This window comes from Mycobacterium heidelbergense, from assembly GCF_050205645.1.
GTDB lineage: Bacteria > Actinomycetota > Actinomycetes > Mycobacteriales > Mycobacteriaceae > Mycobacterium > Mycobacterium heidelbergense_A.
The window spans coordinates 369967-390125 of record NZ_JBNMQT010000001.1; the positions used below are offsets into that span (position 1 = coordinate 369967).

A 20159-nucleotide genomic window follows, 5' to 3' on the forward strand; every position below is an offset into this window, starting at 1 on the left:
GAAGCGTTGAACCCGATGAGCCGCCCCCGCGTTGAGTATTGGTGATGGCAGATCTAACCCGCCCGGAGCTTCCGCTTCCGAGCGCGGCCATCGCAGAACCCACCCGCCACGACCCCGATTCGGGTGGTCATTTCGGCGTGTACGGCGGCCGGTATGTTGCCGAGGCGCTGATGGCGGTGATCGAAGAGGTCACCGCCGCCTACGAAAAGGAACGCGTCAACCCGGACTTCCTGGACACCCTCGACGACCTGCAGGCGAACTATGCCGGGCGGCCGTCACCCCTGTATGAGGCCACCCGGTTCAGCGAGCATGCGGGTTCGGCGCGCGTCTTCCTCAAGCGAGAAGACCTGAACCACACCGGTTCTCACAAGATCAACAACGTGCTCGGTCAAGCCCTACTGGCCAAGCGAATGGGCAAGACCCGGGTGATCGCCGAGACCGGCGCCGGTCAGCACGGCGTGGCCACCGCCACCGCGTGCGCCTTGCTCGGCCTTGATTGTGTGGTCTATATGGGCGCCGTCGACACGGCGCGTCAGGCGCTCAACGTCGCGCGCATGCGAATGCTGGGGGCAGAGGTGGTCTCGGTCGAGACCGGTTCCCAAACCCTCAAGGACGCCATCAACGAGGCGTTCCGGGATTGGGTTACCAACGCCGAGAACACCTACTACTGCTTCGGCACTGCGGCGGGGCCGCATCCCTTCCCGACCATGGTTCGTGATTTTCAGCGAGTCATCGGGCTGGAGACGCGCGCGCAGATCCAGGCTCAGGCCGGCCGGTTGCCCGACGCGGTCGTCGCCTGCGTCGGTGGAGGCTCGAACGCCATCGGCATCTTCCATGCATTTCTGGACGATCCCGGTGTGCGCCTGGTCGGCTACGAGGCGGCCGGCGACGGCGTCGAGACCGGCAGGCACGCAGCGACATTCACCGGAGGGTCACCGGGCGCGTTTCAGGGATCGTTTTCCTACTTGCTGCAAGACGAGGACGGCCAGACCATCGAATCCCATTCGATCTCAGCGGGTCTGGATTATCCGGGGGTGGGGCCCGAACACGCTTGGCTCAGGGAAACCGGACGCGCCGAATACCAGCCCATCACCGATTCCGAAGCGATGGACGCCTTTCGGCTGCTGTGCCATACCGAGGGCATCATCCCGGCGATCGAATCCGCGCATGCGGTCGCCGGCGCGGTCAAGCTGGGCAAAGAGCTGGGGCGGGGCGCGATCATTGTGGTGAACCTGTCGGGTCGCGGCGACAAGGACGTCGAGGTGGCTGCCAAGTGGTTCGGCTTGCTGGGCGATACGGGCGCGCAATGACGGTGGAACAAAGCGAGGCAAGCAGGCTTGGGCCGCTGTTCGAGTCGTGCCGGAAGGATAACCGGGCGGCGCTGATCGGGTACCTGCCCACCGGCTACCCGGACGTGCCGACTTCCCTGAAGGGGATGACCGCTCTCGTCGAATCCGGTTGCGATCTAGTCGAAGTGGGGGTGCCCTACTCGGATCCCGGGATGGACGGTCCCACCATCGCCAGGGCCACCGAGGCCGCGTTGCACGGGGGAGTGCGGGTGCGCGATACGCTCGCCGCGGTCGAGGCGATCGCCTCGGCCGGTGGACGCGCTGTGGTGATGACCTACTGGAACCCGGTGCTGCGCTATGGGATTGATGCATTCGCGCGGGACCTGGCGTCGGCCGGTGGGCACGGCCTGATCACCCCCGACCTCATTCCCGACGAGGCCCAGCACTGGATCTCGGCATCTGAAGAGCATCGGTTGGATCGCATATTCCTGGTGGCGCCCTCGTCAACGCCTCAGCGGTTGGTGACCACGATTGAAGCCTCGCGCGGATTCGTTTACGCGGCATCGACAATGGGCGTGACCGGGGCCCGCGACGCGGTGTCGCAGGCCGCACCCGAATTGGTGAGCAGGATTCGGGCGGTATCGGACATACCCGTCGGCGTGGGTCTGGGGGTGCGATCGCGCGAGCAGGCCGCGCAGATCGGAAGTTACGCCGACGGTGTGATTGTCGGCTCCGCGTTGGTGTCGGCGCTGGGCGACGGATTGCCGAGGTTGCGCGCCCTGACCGAGGAACTCGCCGAGGGTGTGCGACAGGGGGTGTCCGCGTCATGACGATGTTGCCCACCTATTTCCCCAGCCCGTCACAGGGCGTCTGGCACTTGGGGCCGTTGCCTATTCGCGCCTACGCGCTGTTCATCATCGCCGGCATCGTGGTCGCGCTGGTGATCGGCGATCGGCGTTGGGTGGCTCGCGGTGGCCAGCGCGGGGTGATCTACGACATCGCCCTGTGGGCGGTGCCTTTCGGATTGATCGGCGGCAGGCTCTATCACCTGGCCACCGATTGGCGGACCTATTTCGGGCCGGGCGGAGCCGGGCCCGCCGCGGCCCTGCGAATCTGGGACGGCGGCTTGGGCATCTGGGGCGCCGTCGCCCTCGGCGCCGTCGGCGCGTGGATCGCATGCCGGCGCCGCGGAATTCCACTGCCGGCCTTCGCCGATGCCGTCGCTCCCGGAATCATCTTGGCGCAGGCCATCGGTCGACTCGGGAATTACTTCAACCAGGAGCTGTACGGCCGCGAGACCACGCTGCCGTGGGGCCTGGAGATCTTCTATCGTCGCGATCCCGCGGGATACATCGACCCGCATTCGCTCGACGGTGTCTCGACCGGGCAGCTGGCATTGGTCGTACAGCCGACCTTTCTGTACGAATTGATTTGGAATGTCCTGGTATTCGTCGCATTGATCTATCTCGACCGGCGATTCAGCTTGGGCCATGGGCGATTGTTCGCGATCTACGTGGCGGGCTACTGCGTCGGGCGATTCTGTGTGGAACTGCTGCGCGACGACACCGCCACCCACATCGCGGGGATCCGAATCAATTCGTTCACATCGACGTTCGTGTTCATCGGGGCGGTGGTCTACCTCGTTCTGGCGCCTAAGGGCCGCGAGGATCCCGAGAGCCTGCGCGGAACCGATTACGTTGACGAGGAGTTGCCCGAAGCCGAACCCGAGCCCGCGGATGAGCTCGCCGCTGTCGCCTCGGCATCCGGGGCGGCGAGCGGTGCGGCAGCGGATGCGGAAACGACTGAACTCGAGAACGCCACCGAGTCCAAAGCCGGCGAAGACGAGACCGTCGAACCTGAAGTCGCGGAGCCGGAAACCGCCGAGCCGGAAACGGTAAAGACTGAGGCCGCTGGTGACGGCGAGGAGGCTCAGGGCGAGGAAGCTGAGGCTGAGGAGGCCGAGATCGAGGAGGCTGAGGCTGACACCGAAGAGCCTGAGGCCGACGTCGAGGAGGCTGAGCCTGAAGCCGCCGAGACCGAAGAATCTGAGGCCGAAGAACCTGAGGCCGAGGAGCCTGAGACCGAAGAACCTGAGGCCATAGCCGACGAATCCGAAAGCGCCGAACCTGAAGTAGCGGAGGCCGAGGCAGCCGTAGCGGAGGCGGTGGAAGCGGAACTCCCGGAGCCCGGCGACGCGGAGGGGGAAGCCGTCGTGACCGAGGCCGCGGAAGCCGAAGCCGAGGAGCCCGAAGCCGAAGAACTTGAGGCCGAAGAGCCCGACGCCGAAGAGCCCGAGACCGACGAAGAGCCCGAGACCGACGAAGAGCCCGAGACCGACGAAGAGCCCAAATCCGAAGAGCCGCAGACAGAGTCGGAATCGGAGGAGCCGGAAGCAGAGGATCGAGAAGAGGCGGCGGAACCCGCGTCGCCGGCATCGGCAGACACCGATCTCGCAGCGGAACCCGAGTCCGGCTCCACGCGGCGGCGCCTGCGCTTTCGACTGCGCCGTAGGGACCGCTAGTCCTCGTCCAGCGTCGAGTCGTTGCGCGAGATGGCCGGATTTCGGCCCAACTAGTCGACGTTCGGCGGACCGGTGGGGCATCCTGAAGACGTGACTGATCAGCCGTGGCACGACGCTGGGCCCGATCCGGCGGCGCAACAGCCACACGGCCCCGCGCCCGGGTATCCGCCGCCCTATCCGCAATATCCCGCGCCCGGACCGTACTACGACCCGACGGCACCCTTCGGCCGCCATCCGGTGACCGGACAACCGTTCTCGGACAAGTCGAAGACCATCGCGGGCCTCCTACAACTGCTCAGTTTGATCGGCGTCGGCGGGATCGGCCGCTTCTACATCGGTGACATCGGCGTGGGCGTCGCCCAGCTGCTCGTGGGCTGGCTGACCTGCGGGGTCGGGCTGATTTGGAGCATCATCGACGCGATTTTGATACTGACCGACAAGGTGCCCGACCCGCAGGGGCGCCCGCTGCGCGATGGAACCTAATCCCGTTTCCCGGGCCCTGAGCCGCCGTCATCGCCTCTACGCCGCGGCCGGGGGTGGCGCGCTGCTCGCCGGCGCGCTCGGCTACGTGGGCTTCGTCGATCCGCACAACACGCACTCGCTGTATCCGCAGTGCCCGTTCAAGTGGCTCACCGGCTGGAATTGCCCCTTCTGCGGCGGGCTGCGGATGACGCACGACCTGCTGCACGGCGACCTGGTCGCCACCATCAACGACAATCTCTTCCTGCTGGTCGGTATCCCGGCGCTCGCCGGATGGATCGTGCTGCGCCGCCGTCAGGGCCGGCCTTGGCTCTCGGTGCCCGCGGTGGTGACCGTCGTCGTCGCGGCGGCGGTGTGGACGGTCACGCGCAACCTCCCCGGATTTCCACTGGTCCCGACGATTCTCAGCGGGTAACCGTGGCGCCACCGTCGGGTCATCCCGATAACGAAGAGCACGACTATGCTGGGTCGCCGTGAGTAGACGCGGGAAGATCGTCTGCACCCTTGGCCCTGCAACCGAATCGGACGAGTTGATCCTGGCGCTGGTCGAGGCCGGAATGGACGTCGCCCGAATGAACTTCAGCCACGGCGACTACGCCGACCACAAGGCCGCCTACGAGCGGGTGCGCAACGCCTCGGACGCGACCGGTCGCGCGGTCGGCGTGCTGGCCGACTTGCAGGGCCCCAAGATCCGGCTCGGGCGCTTCGCCACCGGGCCCACCTACTGGGCCGACGGTGAAACGGTCCGGATCACCGTCGCCGACTGCGAGGGCAGCCACGACCGGGTGTCGACCGCCTACAAGAAACTGGCCAAGGACGCCGTCGTCGGTGACCGGATTCTGATCGACGACGGCAAGGTCGGGCTGGTGGTCGACGCGATCGACGGCGACGACGTGGTCTGCACCGTCGTCGAAGGCGGCCCGGTGAGCAACAACAAGGGCATGTCGCTGCCCGGCATGAACGTGTCCGCCCCCGCCTTGTCGGAGAAGGACATCGAGGACCTCACCTTCGCGCTGAACCTCGGCGTCGACCTCGTCGCGCTGTCCTTCGTGCGCTCGCCGTCCGATGTCGAGCTGGTCCATGAGGTGATGGATCGGATCGGGCGCCGGGTGCCGGTGATCGCCAAACTCGAAAAGCCCGAAGCCGTAGACAATCTCGAAGCCATCGTGCTCGCGTTCGATGCCATCATGGTGGCCCGCGGCGACCTGGGTGTCGAGCTCCCCCTGGAAGAGGTTCCGCTGGTGCAGAAGCGGGCCATCCAGATCGCAAGGGAGAACGCAAAACCCGTCATCGTGGCGACCCAGATGCTCGACTCCATGATCGAGAACTCGCGGCCCACCCGGGCGGAGGCCTCCGACGTCGCCAACGCGGTGCTCGACGGCGCCGACGCGTTGATGCTGTCCGGCGAGACCGCGGTGGGCAAGTACCCGCTGGCGGCCGTGCGGACGATGTCGCGGATCGTGTGTGCGGTCGAGGAGAATTCCACGGCCGCTCCGCCGTTGACGCATGTGCCGCGCACCAAACGCGGAGTGATTTCCTATGCCGCCCGCGACATCGGCGAGCGACTCGACGCCAAGGCGCTGGTCGCGTTCACCCAGTCGGGTGACACGGTCAAGCGACTGGCGCGCCTGCACACGCCGCTGCCGCTGCTCGCGTTCACCGCGTGGCCCGAGGTGCGCAGCCAGCTCGCCATGACCTGGGGGACCGAGACGTTCATCGTCCCGATGATGACCTCGACCGACGGCATGATCCGTCAGGTCGACAAGTCGCTCCTGGAACTGGGCCGCTACAAGCGCGGCGACCTGGTGGTCATCGTCGCGGGCGCGCCGCCGGGCACAGTAGGCTCGACCAACCTGATCCACGTGCACCGGATCGGGGAGGACGACGTCTAATCGACAGGGGGCGGGAACGGCTGTGCCGGCTGGCAACGATTTCGAGGAGCTGCTGGCAGTACTCGACCTCAACCGCTTATCCGATGAATTGTTCGTCGGATCACATCCCAGCAAGAACCCGATGCGGACCTTCGGTGGCCAGCTCATGGCCCAATCGTTCGTCGCGAGCAGCCGCACGCTGATCCGCGAGGACCTGCCGCCCAGCGCACTTTCGGTGCACTTCATCAACGGCGGCGACACCGCCAAGGACATCGAATTCCACGTCGTGCGGCTGCGTGACGAGCGGCGCTTCGCCAACCGCCGCGTCGACGCGGTGCAGGACGGCACGGTGCTGTCCACCGCGATGATCTCGTACATGGCCGGGGGCCCCGGCCTCGAGCACGCCGTCGAACCGCCGCCGGTGCCGGAGCCGCACACCCAGCCACCGCTGCGCGAGCTGTTGCGAGGCTACGAGGAGACCGTCCCGCACTTCGTCAACGCCTTGCAGCCGATCGAATGGCGCTACACGAACGACCCGGCCTGGGTGATGCGTGACAAGGGAGACCGCCTTGTCTACAACCGGGTCTGGGTCAAGGCGCTGGGCGCGATGCCTGACGATCCGGTGCTGCACACGGCGACGATGGTGTACTCCTCGGATACCACCGTGCTGGACTCGGTCATCACCACCCACGGGCTGTCGTGGGGTTTCGACCGCATCTTTGCGGCCTCCGCGAACCACTCGGTGTGGTTTCACCGCCAGGTCGACATCAACGACTGGGTGTTGTATTCGACGTCCTCGCCGGTCGCCGCGGACTCGCGCGGGCTGGGCACCGGCCACTTCTTCGATCGCTCCGGCCAACTCGTGGCCACGGTGGCCCAGGAAGGCGTGCTGAAATACTTTCCGCCCCGGCGCCGATAAACCGCACAGAATATCTATCGGACATGCGTCCGATTTCGGCTGAAAACAGCCGTGATCAGGCGTAAGTTTTTACAAGCCGGGTATTCGATGGGAGATGCGGCAAGCGAGCCGCCCAGCTGAAGGTCAGCGCATCGGGAGGTGAGATGTGAACGGACCGCCGGTCGAAGTCCTACCAAGATTGCGCGCGCGCGAACGCGTTGTCGTTCACGTTGATTCGCTCGCCGCGCGCTGTTTCGGAGCCTTGGCACTGCTCAGCGCCGCCTGCTGGCTGATCGCGGTCCTCGCCCGGCACCACCACAACCCGGAGTGGCACTACGCCGGTCGGCTGGGATGGTCGCTGACGGTGCTGGCCGCCGTGACGTTGATCGCACGTGGGATCTTCCTGGGCCGTCCGGTGACGACCATGCATGCGGCCGCGGCCGCCCTGTTTGTGTTGGCGGGTTTCGGTTCGCACGTGCTGTCCTTCGATCTGCTCGGTGACGTGCTGATCGCCAGTTCTGGACTGGTGCTGATGTGGCCGACGTCATCGCATCCACGACCCGAAGATCTGCCCCGGGCGTGGGCCCTGATCAATGCCACAAGCGACGACCCACTGGCGCCGTTCGCCATGCAGACGGGCAAGAGCTACCACTTCAGCGCCGACCGAAGCGCGGCGCTGGCGTACCGGACGCGGATGGGGTTCGCGGTGGTCGGCGGTGACCCGATCGGTGACGAGGCGCGTTTCCCCGAATTGGTCGCCGACTTCGCCGCCATGTGTCGGATGCACGGCTGGCGAATCGCGGTAGTGGGTTGCAGCGATCGGCGTCTCGAGCTGTGGACCGACGCGAGGGTGCTCGGACAATCGCTGCGCGCGGTCCCGATCGGCCGCGACGTCGTCGTCGACGTCTCCGGCTTCGACATGGTGGGCCGCAAGTTCCGCAACCTGCGTCAGGCGGTCAAGCGCACCCACAACGCCGGCATCACCACCGAGATCGTCGCCGAGCAGGAACTCGACGACCGGCTGCTGGCCGAACTGGCCGACGTGGTGCACGCGTCACCCAGCGGGGCGCATACCGACCGCGGTTTCTACATGAACCTCGACGGCGTGCTGGAGGGCCGGTTCCCCGGAATACGGCTGATCCTCGCCCGGGATGCCACCGGGAAGGTGCAGGGCTTTCACCGCTACGCGACCGCGGGCGGCGGTAGCGACATCAGCCTCGACGTGCCGTGGCGTCGCCGAGGCGCCCCCAACGGGATCGACGAACGGCTCAGCGTCGACATGATCATGGCGGGCAAAGACGCTGGGGCGCAGCGCGTATCGCTTTCGTTCGCGGCGTTCCCGGAGATTTTCGACGACAAGAATCGTGGGCGGGTGCAGCGCATTTTCTACCGGCTGATCCACGTGCTGGACCCGTTGATCGCGCTCGAGTCGTTGTACCGGTACGTGCGCAAGTTTCACGCGCTGGATGCCCGGCGCTATGCGCTGATATCGCTGACGCAGTTAGTTCCGTTGGTGTTCGTGTTGCTGACGCTGGAGTTCATGCCGCGGCGACGCCATCGCTGAGCCGCCCGCGGGCCGTGAGGTCGTAAAATCGCTAGCTTGCCGCCGCGGCGACGCTGTTGGCTGGACCCATGACAGCACGCGAGGGCCTCCGCGATGAAGCCATGCGCGAGTTCATTTCGAGCCTGTCACGGTTGGAAGCGACGGCGCCGACGTGGTGTTCGGGGTGGAGCGCCCACGACCTCACCGCGCACGTCACCGCCGCCGCGCAGGAACGGGCCAACCTCATCGAGGAGTATGTGGCGGGCAAGCCCGCCAGGGCGACGCGTTCGTGGGAGGTGCGCGAACCGCCGTTTCGGGCGATGCCCGATGCCGCGCTTCGAGAACGGCTGGTGGAACACGCCGCTCGCTTCGAGTCGAATGTGGCGACCCTCAAGGATGACGACTCGATCCTGTATACGGGATGGGCGATGACGGCCGAGCGGCTCCGCATGCATAGCCATAGCGAAGCGGTACTGCACCGGTGGGATCTTGTCGGCGACGACGGCATCAGCGTCCGATTGCTCTCCGATCCGGCGATGGTCAGCCACGCGCTCGCGGCGTTCGAGGCCTTGCCGGCATTGGCGGAAGCCCAACGGTGGCATCGACCCAACCTGGTGCCGGGGCCGGTAGTCCTGCGCTGTGGTGGTCGGCACGACGTGGTTGTGACACCGGGGAAGGGCCTGTCGGCAGCCCCAAACGGCCGCGGTGCGGTGATAGAGCTGCGGACTCACGAGCTACCGTTAGTCCTTTGGGGGCGGTGTCCGATGAGGCTGCGCGATCCGAACGTCAACGCCGAGACGATCGAGGATGTCCTGCGCCGGCTACTTGATGCGTAGCTCCGGACAGTCAACACCTTCCGGCAAGTGGTGCGTGGCCACCACGACCGTTCTGTCGCCGGACATCAGCCCGGCGTCGGGGGTCAGCAGCTCCCGCAGCACCCGTTCGGCGTCGATCGCGTCGAGGTGCTCGGTGGGCTCGTCGAGCAGCACGATCCGGGCGGGTGCGAGTACCGCCCGGGCCAGCAGCAACCGCCTGCGCTGACCCGCCGAGACCGCCTGCGCGCCACCGGTCAACACGGTCGACAGGCCGCCGGGCAGGCTGGCAAGCCAGCCGCCGAGCCCGACCGAGTCAAGCGCCGCGACCAGTTCGTCGTCGCGGCAATCGCCACGGGCCACCAGCAGGTTGTCGCGCACGGTGGTGGCAAAGATGTGCGCGTCCTCGGCGAAAAACGTGACGGCGCGGTGCAATTCGCCTTCGCCGAATTGGTTGAGATCGGTTCCGTCGAGCAGCACCTGTCCATCCAGTGGGGGCATCAGCCCGGCGAGGGTCATCAGCAGCGTCGTCTTACCCGAACCGCTGGCACCGGTGACGGCCAGCCGCGCGCCCGGCGGCAGATCCAGTCGTGCCCTGATTGACCGCGCCGAATCCGCGTGACCGGAAAGGACATCGGCGGACAAGTGCCCCGCGCCAACGGGCGGCGGCATCATGGGCTCGGCAGGCTGGCCGGCCGGGGCGAGGTCGAGCAGGCGACGCGCGGCGATGCGCGACCGCGTCAACTGGACCGCGGCGGCCGGTAGGGGAGTCATCGCCTCGAACGCGGACAGGGGTAACAACATCAGTACGGCCAGCGTCGTGGGTGCGACCGCGTGCGCCATGCCGATCCCGGCCGCCACCGCGCCGAGCACGCTGGCCCCGATGGCGGCGGTGGGCACCGCCTCAGCGATGGCGGCCGGCCGTGCGGCGGCATCGAGTGCGGCGCCCCAAGCGCGTTGGCGCCGTTGCGATTCGGCGATGACACCGGGTAGCACGCCGGCGACGCGAAGCTCGGGTGCGTGCTCGAGGGCGAGCATCGCCGACGTGTCACGCTCCGAATGATGTTGGCGCGCAAACTCTTCCTGCGTCGCGGCGGCCCTCCCGGCCAGCCGCGGCGCCACGACGCCGGCGATCAGTAGGCAGACCGCCAGCACCGCGGCGGCTGGCAACGATATCGCCGCGACGGCTGCGGTCGCCGCCAGCGCCAGCACCGCCGCGACACCGATCGGGACGAGGGCACGGACCAGGACGTCGGCCAGTTCGTCGACATCGGCGCCCACTCGTGCCACCAACTCGCCGCTGTGCAGCCGAACGGCAGCCGAAGCCGGTCCGTGGGCGAGCCGGTGATAGATCTGCGCCCGGGCGGTGCCGGCCGCGCGCAGCGCTGTGTCGTGAGTGGCCAGGCGCTCGCAGTAGTGCAACACTCCCCGCGAAATCGCGAACGCGCGCACCATGACGACCGCGACGGACAGGTCCAGGACGGGCGGCATCTGCCACGCCCGCGTGATTAGCCACGCCGAGATTCCGGCCAGGGCCAGCGCGCTGCCCAGCGACAGCACACCCAGCGCGACCGCCGCCAGGATGCGCGGCAGCCGGGGGCTCAGCAGACTCGAGCCCGCCAGGAGCGGATCAGACCGGCGCATAACGCACCCGATCGTCCGATTCGACGTCGATCACGCGGTCGCCGATTGCGACGACGGGTCCGCGGTGGCCGACGACCACGACGGTCGCACCGGCGCGGGCGCGCTCGACGATGGCGCGCAGCACCCGGTCCTCGGTGTGGGCGTCCAGGTGCGCGGTGGGCTCATCGAGCAGCAATACCGGGGCCGGCGACCCGATCGCCCGCGCGAGGCCCAGCCGTTGCCGCTGGCCCAGGGATAGCCCGACGCCGCCGCGCCCGAGCACCGTGTCCATGCCGTCGGGCAGCTCGGCCAGGACCGCATCAAATCCGGAAGCGGCACAGGCTATTTCAATGTCTTCGACGCCACCGAGCAGCATGAGGTTTTCGCGCACGGTGCCCGGGATCAGCGCCGGGCGTTGCGGTAGCCAGGACAACTGCGGCCACCACGCGGCGCGATCCAGGTCGGCGACGTCCACCCCGGCCACCGTGATCCGGCCCGACGAACCGATGGTGAGTCCGGCGATCGCCTGCAGGGTGGTGCTCTTGCCCGCACCATTTCGTCCGGTCAGCACCGTGATGTGACCGGGTTCGATCACCGCGGTGAGGGCGTACGGCGAATGGCCGTCCCGTCCGGCCACGCTGAGGTTTTCGAGCCGGATCTCGGCGCCCCGTGCCGCGACCGTCCGGTTTCGCGCCACTTGTGTGGTGGGCTCGCCGATGAGCGCGAACGCCTTGTCGGCTGCGGCCCTACCATCTTGAGCCGCATGGAATTCCACCCCGATGCGGCGCAGCGGCCAGTAGACGTCGGGGGCGAGGAGCAGGACGGTCAGACCGGTGGTCAGGGTCATTTCACCGAACACCAGGCGAAGGCCGATACCGACCGCGATCAGTGCCACGCCCAGCGTGGCCAGCAATTCGAGCACCAGCGCCGACAGAAACGCGATTCGCAGCGTCGCCATCGCCGAGCGTCGGTGCGCGGCAGCGAGTTCGGCGATCCGGTGCTCGGGGCCCGACGCGCGCCCCAACGCCCGCAGCGTGGGGATACCGGCGATCAGATCCAGCAATCGCGCCTGCAGGGTGGTCATTGCGCCCAGCGCGGCCGCCGATCGCTCGGCCGTCGCCAGCCCGATCAGCACCATGAAAACCGGGATCAGCGGCAGGGTGATCAACACGATCACCGTCGACTCCAGGTCGTAGGCCGCGATCACGGCCACGGTAGCCGGCGTCAGGATCGCCGCGAGCAGCAACGTGGGCAGGTACCCGGCGAAGTAGGGGCGCAGGCCGTCGAGTCCCCGGGTGACCACGACCGCCGCGGCGTCGCGCTGCGCGGCGAGTTCGTTGGGCTGCCGGGCGGTCACCGCCGCCAGCACCTGCCCGTTGAGATCGGCGATCACCGCGCTGGCCCCGCGCTGGCCCAGGCGCGCCTGCAGCCAGTGCGTGACGGTGCGGATCACCCACAGCGCCAACAGGATTGACAGCGGGCCCGCCCAGCCGTTCAGGCCCCATGATGGATCGGTGACGACGCGCGCGACGATGCCCGCCAGCACGATCGCCGAGCCGATCGCGCAGCCGGAGATCACCACCCCGCAGCCCACCGCGGCCGCCAGGAACCGGCGCAGCGCGCCCGACGCCCGCCACAGTCGCGGGTCCAGCGGCGCTCGGGAGTCCGTCGTGCTCAGGACGTACGCCTCGCCAGACCGATGGGCGGCGGAATATGCTCGGCCGAGATCCGTTGCCGGAAAACCCAATACGTCCAGGCCTGGTACATGACCGTCAGCGGAGCCATGAACGCCGTCACCCACGTCATGATCTTGAGCGTGTACGGCGTCGAGGACGCGTTGTAAATCGTCACGCTCCATTGGCCGTTCAGCGTCGAGGGCACCAGATTCGGATAGAGCACGCCGAACAACAGCACCACCACGGCCACGACGACAGTGGCCGCGCAGAAAAACGCCAAACCGTCGAGTCTGCCCAGCCACACCAACACCACGGCCGCCAGCTGTGCGGCCACCGCCACCCCGAGCACGGCCCACGTCCAGTTCTTGCCATGCGCCAGCTGCGTCCAAATCCCAAAGCCCGCAACCAGCCCCGTCACGGGAAGCGAGAGCCACTTCGCGAATCGGTACGCATCGTCACGCAGCGGGCCCGACGTCTTCAGGGCGATGAATACCGCGCCGTAGAGCAGGAAGAGCCCGCCGGTGGCCAAACCACCGAGCAGGGTATAGGCGTTGAGCACGTCGGTGATCGACGGGTGAGCATGGCCGGCGGCGTCGACGGGTAGCCCGCGGACCAGGACGGCGAAGGCCACCCCCCACAGCACGGCGGGCAGCCACGACCCCGCCGCGATACCGAAATCGGCCAGGGCACGCCACTTCGTGTCGTCGATCTTGCCGCGCCACTCGATGGCCACGGCGCGCACGATCATGCCGAACAGGATCGCCAGCAGCGGCAGGTACAGCGTCGAGAACAACGTCGCGTACCATCCCGGAAACGCGGCGAACATCCCTGCCCCTGCAACGATCAGCCAGACTTCGTTGCCGTCCCAGACCGGCCCGATCGTGTTGAGCGTTGCGCGGCGGTTCAGCTCCGGATCGCCCGAGCCGAGCCGGGCGAGCGGCTCCATCAACATGCCCACACCGAAGTCGAAGCCCTCCAGGACGAAGAAACCAAGGAACAGCGCCGCGATGACACCGAACCACACCTGTTGGAGTCCCACCGTCGTTCCTTTCTCTCGTAGGCCCTAGTAGGCGAAGGACAGCGGCGCCACCTCGTGCTCGCCGGGTGCGGCCGGCGCTGCCGGCTCGGCGTCGTGCTCAAGTGGCCCTTCGACGACGTAGCGCCTGAGCAGGTAGAACCAGATGACCGCGAGCACGGCGTACACCACGGCGAAGATCGCCAACGAGGTGACGACCATGGCGGGGATGTGATCCGAGACGCCCTGGGCGACGGTGAGTCTCACCTGCTGGTCGCCGGTCGGATTGGGCACGACGATCCAGGGCTGGCGGCCCATCTCGGTGAACACCCACCCGGCGCTGTTGGCCAGGAACGGCGTGGGAATGGTCAGCAGCGCCAGCCCAGAGAACCAGCGCTGATTGGGAATTCGGCCACCGCGCGTCAGCCACAGGGCGGCTAGCGCGAACAGCACCGGTATCGCAAGGAACCCGATCATCGCGCGAAACGACCAGTAGGTGACGAACAGGTTGGGCCGGTAGTCATTTGGCCCGAATCGTTGTTGGTAGTCCTGCTGGATATCGCGCACACCCTGCAAAGTCACACCGCTGAACCGGCTGTCGGCGAGGAACGGCAGCACGTAGGGCACCTCGATCACGCGGGTAATGCTCTCGCAGTTGTTGTGGGTGCCGACGGTCAGAATCGAGAAATCCGGGTCGGTTCGGGTGTCGCACAACGATTCCGCCGACGCCATCTTCATCGGCTGCTGCACGAACATCAATTTGCCCTGGGCGTCCCCGGTGAAGAGCAGGCCGACGGTGGCAACCAGTGCGACCCAACACCCGAGGATGGTCGCCGGGCGGAACATGGTGCGGGCGTCGGAGTCGGCGGCGGGCGTGGCGGTTTCGGGTTTACGGGAACGGACCAACCACCACGCGCTGACGGCGGCCACGAAAGTTCCGGCCGTCAGCAAGGAACCGGCGACCGCGTGCGAAAAGGCCGCTTTCGCAGTGTTATTGGTCAACAATGCCGCAATGCTGGTCAACTCGGCGCGCCGGGTCGCGGGGTTGTAGTGGGCGCCGACCGGGTGCTGCATGAAGGAGTTCGCCGCGATGATGAAGAACGCGGACACATTCACCGAGATCGCGACAATCCAGATGCACGCCAGGTGCACCAGCTTGGGGAGCCTGCTCCAGCCGAAGATCCACAACCCGAGGAAGGTGGATTCGAAGAAGAAGGCGGCCAGGCCTTCCATCGCGAGCGGGGCGCCGAAGATGTCGCCGACGAAGCGGGAGTATTCGCTCCAATTCATGCCGAACTGGAATTCCTGCACGATCCCGGTGGCCACGCCGATGGCGAAGTTGATCAGGAACAGCTTGCCGAAGAACTTCGTCAGGCGATACCACGCGGCGTTACCGGTGGCCACCCACACCGTCTGCATCACCGCGATCAGGGGAGCCAGACCGATGGTGAGCGGCACGAAGATGAAGTGGTAGACGGTGGTGATACCGAACTGCCACCGTGAAATGTCGACGACATTCATTGTCATCTCCCGAAACTACGGAGGCGCCTGCCTTTCTACGACGCAGTGTAGTAGATAGGATTGGCCGGCGCCACCGGGGTGATCCGTCGCGGGTTTCAGCTGGCGAGCGTTTTCGACGCCTTGCGAATCCCGAACGACGACACGATCTCGAAGACGCCGATGACCACGAACCAGACGCCGACGACGAGCGCTAACGTGATGATCGAGTCGAATGGCGACGCCATGACGACGATGCCGGCCAGCAGGCTGATCACGCCGACGAAGATCGACCAGCCGCGGCCCGGCAGCGTGGGGTCGCTGATCGCGGAAATCGTTGTGGCGACACCGCGGAAGATGAAGCCGACCCCAATCCAGATGGCCAGCAACAAGACCGCGTATCCCTGACCGAAATGACGAAATGCGAGCACGGCCAGGATCAATGCCGCTGCGCCACTGATAAACAACAGGATTCGGCTGCCGGCCGTGACGTGCAGGCTGAACGCGAACACGACCTGCGCGATGCCGGTGATCAGTAGGTAGACGCCGAACCAGACGGCGGCGACCAGGACCGATATTCCCGGCCAGGCGAGCACCAGGATGCCGAGTATCAGCGACAGAATTCCCGATAGCAGCGTGGACTTCCACAGATGCGGTAACAAGCTTGGAATGGGCGGTTTTCCAGGAGTTGCTTCCGGAGAAGTAGTCATGGCCGCAGTCTGACACAAACGCCGGTTCGGGTATAGGGATTGAACGCCATACGAATCAGACGCGGGCGGTGTGCGATTCCTCGGCAACTCGGTCGGGCGTCTCGGCGGTTACGGCCTTGCGGCCGACCAGATACCAGGTGCGCATGGTGCCCTTGCCCTTGACCTCGATGGGGCCCCGCTCCTGCAGCACGAAGTCCTCCCTGAGGCGCTCGTAGATGTCCTCGGGCACCTGAATCCGCCCGACCGAGTCGGTGGACTCCATCCGGGAGGCGACGTTGACCGCGTCGCCCCACACGTCGTAGAAGAATCGCCGAGACCCGACGACCCCGGCCACCACCGGGCCGCAGGCCATGCCCACCCGCAGTGGCAGCGGGAGGCCGTGCGGATCCTTCAGTCGGGCGGCGGCGTCGACCATGTCGAGTGCGAAGTCCGCCAGCGCCTGCACGTGGTCGGGACGGGGCCGCGGTACTCCGCTGACCACCATGTAGGAGTCCCCGCTGACTTTTATTTTCTCCAGCCCGTGCTTGTCGACCAGCGCGTCGAAATCGCTGTAGAGGCGGTCCAGGAAGCGCACCAGGTCGGCCGGGGCGGTGCCGCTGGCTCGCTCGGTGAAGCCGACGATGTCGGCGAACAGGACCGAGGCCTCGTCGTACTTGTCGGCGATGATGCCTCGCCCGGACTCTTTGAGCCGCTCGGCGATGCTGGCCGGCAACATGTTGGCCAGCAGCGCCTCGGAGCGGTCGTACTGGGCTTCCATGACCGCCTCGGCGCGCGCGGTGTCACGCAGGGCGAACCACACCGTGACGACCACCATCACGACGCTGGAGACGGCCGTGATGACGAAACCCGCCGACTGGACCCACGCCGGCTGCAGTCCGGTGCTGCGTGGCACCAGGAACTCCACCGCGATGATCAGGCCGGCGGCGACGGCCGCCAGCGCAGACGCCAACACGATGTGTTCGATCCCCAGTAGCAGCACCACGATGCAGGCGCCAACCAGAAAGAAGAACTGGGCGCCGGCGCTGGTGCCGACGTCCAGGCAGTTGGCGAAGATCGACACATAGGCCGCGCCCATAAACGTAAGCGGCGCAACCAATTCCCCGAAGCGCTGCAGCCACGGGACGACGGCGAAGATCATCGCGCCGGTGACGCTGATCGAGCTGACTTGCCACAGCCACGAGCCGCTGACGATCTGCACGAGCACAAAGCTCACGCTCACCGTCACCGCCAGCCACGCGGTGACGGTGAGGATCCGGGCCCGGCGGGCGGCGCTGTCGGCGTAGTGCTGATTGCGGTCGCGGGTTTGCGCCCGCACCGCCGCTACGCAGTCCGGTTGTTTCGCCGAGCCGTCTGAACTGGGTGGGGCTCCGCACTTCTTCGCCGCCACGTTCAAAGCCTAACCGCTGAGCTCGGGGTTTGTCGGGGGGTCTGGTGAGGATTCGCGTGTTAGGCCTGCGCAAGGCGCTTCGTTAGTCGATCTTGCCGGTCAGATCGAACCCGGCCAGGGTGCGGGCGGCCAGCTCACGCAACGCGGGCTTCGTGTTCTCGGCGCCCGGTTGGTAGGCGTTGACGGTGAGGTAGATCTTGGAGCCGCCGGTGCGCCAACTCTGCAGGGTCATCTGGCCGCCCGTTTGGTCCAGCCACTGCCGCGTCACGTGCTGCCCGGTCGCACGCGTCAGGACGAGCTCACCGTGGGTGCCGTCGAGCCGACACACCAACGGGTCGAGGTCGCCGAGATTCGAACACAGCATGGGCACATCGGGGTCGGTGAACCCGGCGTCGACCATTCGTTTCAGCGCCCGCTTCGGGGTGAACGGAATCAGCGCGCGCAACCGCAGCGCCTCGTCCGGGGTCTCGCGCAGGGTCGTCAGCGCCTGCTTGATGGCCGCCCGCAGGTCACCCAGGTCTTCCGTTACCCGCGTCGGATCGACGCGGACGGTCGCGATCGACATAGCGTTGGCGCGCACATCACCCTCCGCGCGATCGTTGATCGGCAGGTGCAGGGTGACGGCGCCGTCTTCGGCGTGTCGGCGCCCGGCGTGCTCGGCGAATTTCGCAGCAAAGCCCGCGACCAGCGTGCTACCCGTTCCGCCGAGATCCTTCGCGCGGGCATCCCAGTCGTGCGCGTCGACGTGAATCGATGCGGCCGGCACCACGATGGGGTCATCGCCGTCGCCCGCCCGGAGCGCGACCGGTCGCGATGCCGGTGACCGGGGGACATCACCCCGCGCACGGGCCTGTTTTCGGGCCAGCCTTACCGCCGCCCTAAGGGCCCGGCCCACCTCGGGCACTTCTCGCGCCGTGCGGCGGGCATCCCGAACGGCTGCACGCGTTCGGGTGCGTGAACGCGGCGGTGGATAGCCAAGATCGCGGGTGTTGCCCAGCGCGGCATCGCCGAGCGCGAGGGCGAGGCCGAGACCGTCGAGCAGGTAGTGGGAGAGCACCAGGCTGACCGCGGTCGAGCCGTTCGTCAGGGGAAGCACGCCGACATGCCATCCGGGCCCCGATTCCGCGTCGATCGGCAGCTGGGCGCGTTCATCGGCCCAGTCGCTGAGTTCGCCGGGCGGACGGGCGCGCTCGGCTATGTCGAGGTTCGACGGCCCGCGATCCAGGACCCACCGCGGGCGGGCGAACGGCAACGGCGAAAGCTCGATGCGCCGTCCCAACAGCCCGTCACCGAGTTTGTGGTGAAAACGCTTCAGCCCGTCGAAGTCGATGCCGCGCTCGTAAATCCACACGCACTGGATGACGAGATTCAGGCCCGCGGCGCGATGCCCCGCAAACAAGCCCTGGTCCACCAACGCGAGCCGATTATCCAGCGGCGCATCGGATGCGGACCAAATCATCACGCGAGAGTAGCCGATTCGCTGTGTCGCTCGAACGAACGCCAGGCATCATGACTGATGCCCCGACGTTGCTCACCCGCACGACGACCGAAAGGCGGAAACCTCCGCGATGAGATTTGTGCTGGCCATCTATGGAACTCGCGGCGACGCCGAGCCCGGCGTTGCGGTAGGCCGTGAGCTGCTGCGCCGTGGGCATGACGTACGTGTGGCCGTCGCGCCCGACCTGGTTGGCTTCGTCGAGTCGGCCGGGCTCAGGGCGAGCGCCTTTGGGCCGGACGCGCGAGTGTGGCAGGACGTCCACCGGGACCTTTTGACGCGTTTGTTTCGCAGCTTTTGGAAGGTCCGGGAACTGACGGCGCTGGTGCGCGAAGATCAGCGGCTGTTCAACCAGCTCTGGGAGGAGATCGGCAAGACGCTGATGTCGCTGGCCGAGGGGGCCGACGTGGTGCTTACCAGCGCCATCGGGGAACAGTCCGCGGCCAACATCGCGGAGTACTACGGCATTCCGCTGGCCACGCTGCATACCTTCCCGATACGGGCCAACGGCCAGCTCATTCCGGGCCTGCCGGCACCGGTGGGCCGTTCGGCGATGACGGTATCGGAGTGGATGTCTTGGCCCATGCTCAAGAAGCGCGACGATGCGCAGCGCCGCGAACTCGGGCTACCGAAGGCAACGGGACTGTGGTCGCGACGGATCGCCGAGCGCGCATCGGTGGAAATCCAGGCCTACGACGAGGTGTGCTTTCCGGGGTTGGCGGCCGAATGGGCGAAGTGCAAGGGCCAACGGCCCTTCGTCGGGGCGCTGACGATGGAGCTGACCACGGACGCCGACGAGGAGGTCGCGTCGTGGATCGCCGCGGGGACACCGCCGATCTTCTTCGGCTTCGGCAGCACGCCGGTCAAGTCTCCCGCCGACACCGTGGCCATGATCGGCGCGACCTGCGCGCAGCTGGGCGAGCGGGCCCTGATCTGTTCTGCGGGCACCGACTTCAGCGACGCCCCGCATTTCGAGCACGTCAAGACGGTCGACGCGATGAATTACTCGGCCGCCTTTCCCGCCTGCCGCGCGGTCGTGCACCATGGCGGGACCGGAACCACGGCGGCGGGCCTGCGCGCCGGGGTCCCCTCGCTGATCCTTCCGACGTTCGGCGATCAGACACTTTGGGGAACTCAGGTCAAGAGGTTGAAAGTTGGCTCTGCTAGGCGCTTTTCGAGCACTACTCGCGAATCTTTGGTCGCGGACCTGCGCCGGATCCTCGCCCCGCAATATGTCGCCCGGGCCCGTGAGATCTCTGCCCGGATGACCAAACCCGTTGAAAGCGTCGCGGTCGCCGCCGATCTCTTGGAGAACGTCGCCCGGGCGCGGACCGTCGACTGA

The 20159-nt window shown here is 67.0% G+C and carries 17 protein-coding genes; 10 read left to right on the forward strand and 7 right to left on the reverse strand.

What is annotated here, in order from left to right:
• Window positions 1-44: 44 nt before the first annotated feature.
• From trpB to ACQI5H_RS01350, 9 genes are all read left to right on the forward strand, one after another.
• Entirely contained in the window at window positions 45-1310 is a 1266-nt protein-coding gene (gene trpB, locus ACQI5H_RS01310; RefSeq protein ID WP_427077622.1) for a tryptophan synthase subunit beta, read from the forward strand.
• Window positions 1307-2119 carry a tryptophan synthase subunit alpha gene (gene trpA, locus ACQI5H_RS01315; protein ID WP_427077623.1) on the forward strand — a complete coding sequence of 271 codons (813 nt, stop codon included), beginning with the start codon at window positions 1307-1309 and terminating at the stop codon, window positions 2117-2119. Before trpB ends, trpA begins: the two co-directional genes overlap by 4 nt.
• A complete protein-coding gene (locus ACQI5H_RS01320) occupies window positions 2116-3810 on the forward strand; it encodes a prolipoprotein diacylglyceryl transferase (RefSeq protein ID WP_427077624.1) in 1695 nt (564 codons plus the stop codon). The genes trpA and ACQI5H_RS01320 overlap by 4 nt, the downstream gene beginning before the upstream one ends.
• Window positions 3811-3900: 90 nt before the next feature.
• Window positions 3901-4293 (forward strand): TM2 domain-containing protein, encoded by a 393-nt coding sequence (locus ACQI5H_RS01325; RefSeq protein ID WP_427077625.1) that lies wholly within the window; start codon window positions 3901-3903, stop codon window positions 4291-4293.
• Window positions 4283-4705, forward strand: coding sequence for a DUF2752 domain-containing protein (locus tag ACQI5H_RS01330; RefSeq protein WP_427077626.1), 423 nt, complete (start codon window positions 4283-4285; stop codon window positions 4703-4705). The genes ACQI5H_RS01325 and ACQI5H_RS01330 overlap by 11 nt, the downstream gene beginning before the upstream one ends.
• A 58-nt stretch (window positions 4706-4763) precedes the next feature.
• Window positions 4764-6182, forward strand: coding sequence for a pyruvate kinase (pyk, locus tag ACQI5H_RS01335; RefSeq protein WP_427077627.1), 1419 nt, complete (start codon window positions 4764-4766; stop codon window positions 6180-6182).
• 22 nt (window positions 6183-6204) lie between these two features.
• Window positions 6205-7080, forward strand: a complete 876-nt coding sequence (locus ACQI5H_RS01340) for an acyl-CoA thioesterase II (protein ID WP_427077628.1) — start codon at window positions 6205-6207, stop codon at window positions 7078-7080.
• A 145-nt stretch (window positions 7081-7225) separates the two neighbouring features.
• A complete protein-coding gene (locus ACQI5H_RS01345; protein WP_427077629.1) occupies window positions 7226-8623 on the forward strand; it encodes a bifunctional lysylphosphatidylglycerol flippase/synthetase MprF in 1398 nt (465 codons plus the stop codon).
• A gap of 68 nt (window positions 8624-8691) precedes the next feature.
• On the forward strand, window positions 8692-9438 hold the full coding sequence (locus tag ACQI5H_RS01350) for a maleylpyruvate isomerase N-terminal domain-containing protein (RefSeq protein WP_427077630.1): 747 nt from the start codon (window positions 8692-8694) through the stop codon (window positions 9436-9438).
• On the opposite strand, the gene cydC is transcribed toward ACQI5H_RS01350, so the two are convergent.
• From cydC to ACQI5H_RS01385, 7 genes are all read right to left on the reverse strand, one after another.
• Window positions 9424-11058, reverse strand: a complete 1635-nt coding sequence (gene cydC / locus ACQI5H_RS01355; RefSeq protein ID WP_427077631.1) for a thiol reductant ABC exporter subunit CydC — start codon at window positions 11056-11058, stop codon at window positions 9424-9426. The two genes, ACQI5H_RS01350 and cydC, sit on opposite strands and share 15 nt — an antisense overlap.
• Complete coding sequence (gene cydD, locus ACQI5H_RS01360; protein WP_427077668.1) at window positions 11045-12655, reverse strand: thiol reductant ABC exporter subunit CydD; 1611 nt, start codon at window positions 12653-12655, stop codon at window positions 11045-11047. Before cydD ends, cydC begins: the two co-directional genes overlap by 14 nt.
• A gap of 56 nt (window positions 12656-12711) precedes the next feature.
• Complete coding sequence (cydB, locus tag ACQI5H_RS01365) at window positions 12712-13752, reverse strand: cytochrome d ubiquinol oxidase subunit II (RefSeq protein WP_427077632.1); 1041 nt, start codon at window positions 13750-13752, stop codon at window positions 12712-12714.
• A gap of 24 nt (window positions 13753-13776) precedes the next feature.
• Window positions 13777-15249 (reverse strand): cytochrome ubiquinol oxidase subunit I, encoded by a 1473-nt coding sequence (locus tag ACQI5H_RS01370; RefSeq protein ID WP_427077669.1) that lies wholly within the window; start codon window positions 15247-15249, stop codon window positions 13777-13779.
• Window positions 15250-15344: 95 nt separating this feature from the next.
• The gene (locus tag ACQI5H_RS01375; RefSeq protein WP_427077633.1) at window positions 15345-15953 is read right to left on the reverse strand and encodes an HdeD family acid-resistance protein; all 609 of its coding nucleotides are present in this window, start codon (window positions 15951-15953) and stop codon (window positions 15345-15347) included.
• A gap of 37 nt (window positions 15954-15990) precedes the next feature.
• Window positions 15991-17322 carry an adenylate/guanylate cyclase domain-containing protein gene (locus ACQI5H_RS01380; RefSeq protein WP_427077634.1) on the reverse strand — a complete coding sequence of 444 codons (1332 nt, stop codon included), beginning with the start codon at window positions 17320-17322 and terminating at the stop codon, window positions 15991-15993.
• A gap of 82 nt (window positions 17323-17404) precedes the next feature.
• A complete protein-coding gene (locus ACQI5H_RS01385; protein ID WP_427077635.1) occupies window positions 17405-18781 on the reverse strand; it encodes a hypothetical protein in 1377 nt (458 codons plus the stop codon).
• Window positions 18782-18890: 109 nt separating this feature from the next.
• Between ACQI5H_RS01385 and ACQI5H_RS01390 the strand changes: the two genes are divergently transcribed.
• Entirely contained in the window at window positions 18891-20159 is a 1269-nt protein-coding gene (locus ACQI5H_RS01390; RefSeq protein WP_427077636.1) for a glycosyltransferase, read from the forward strand.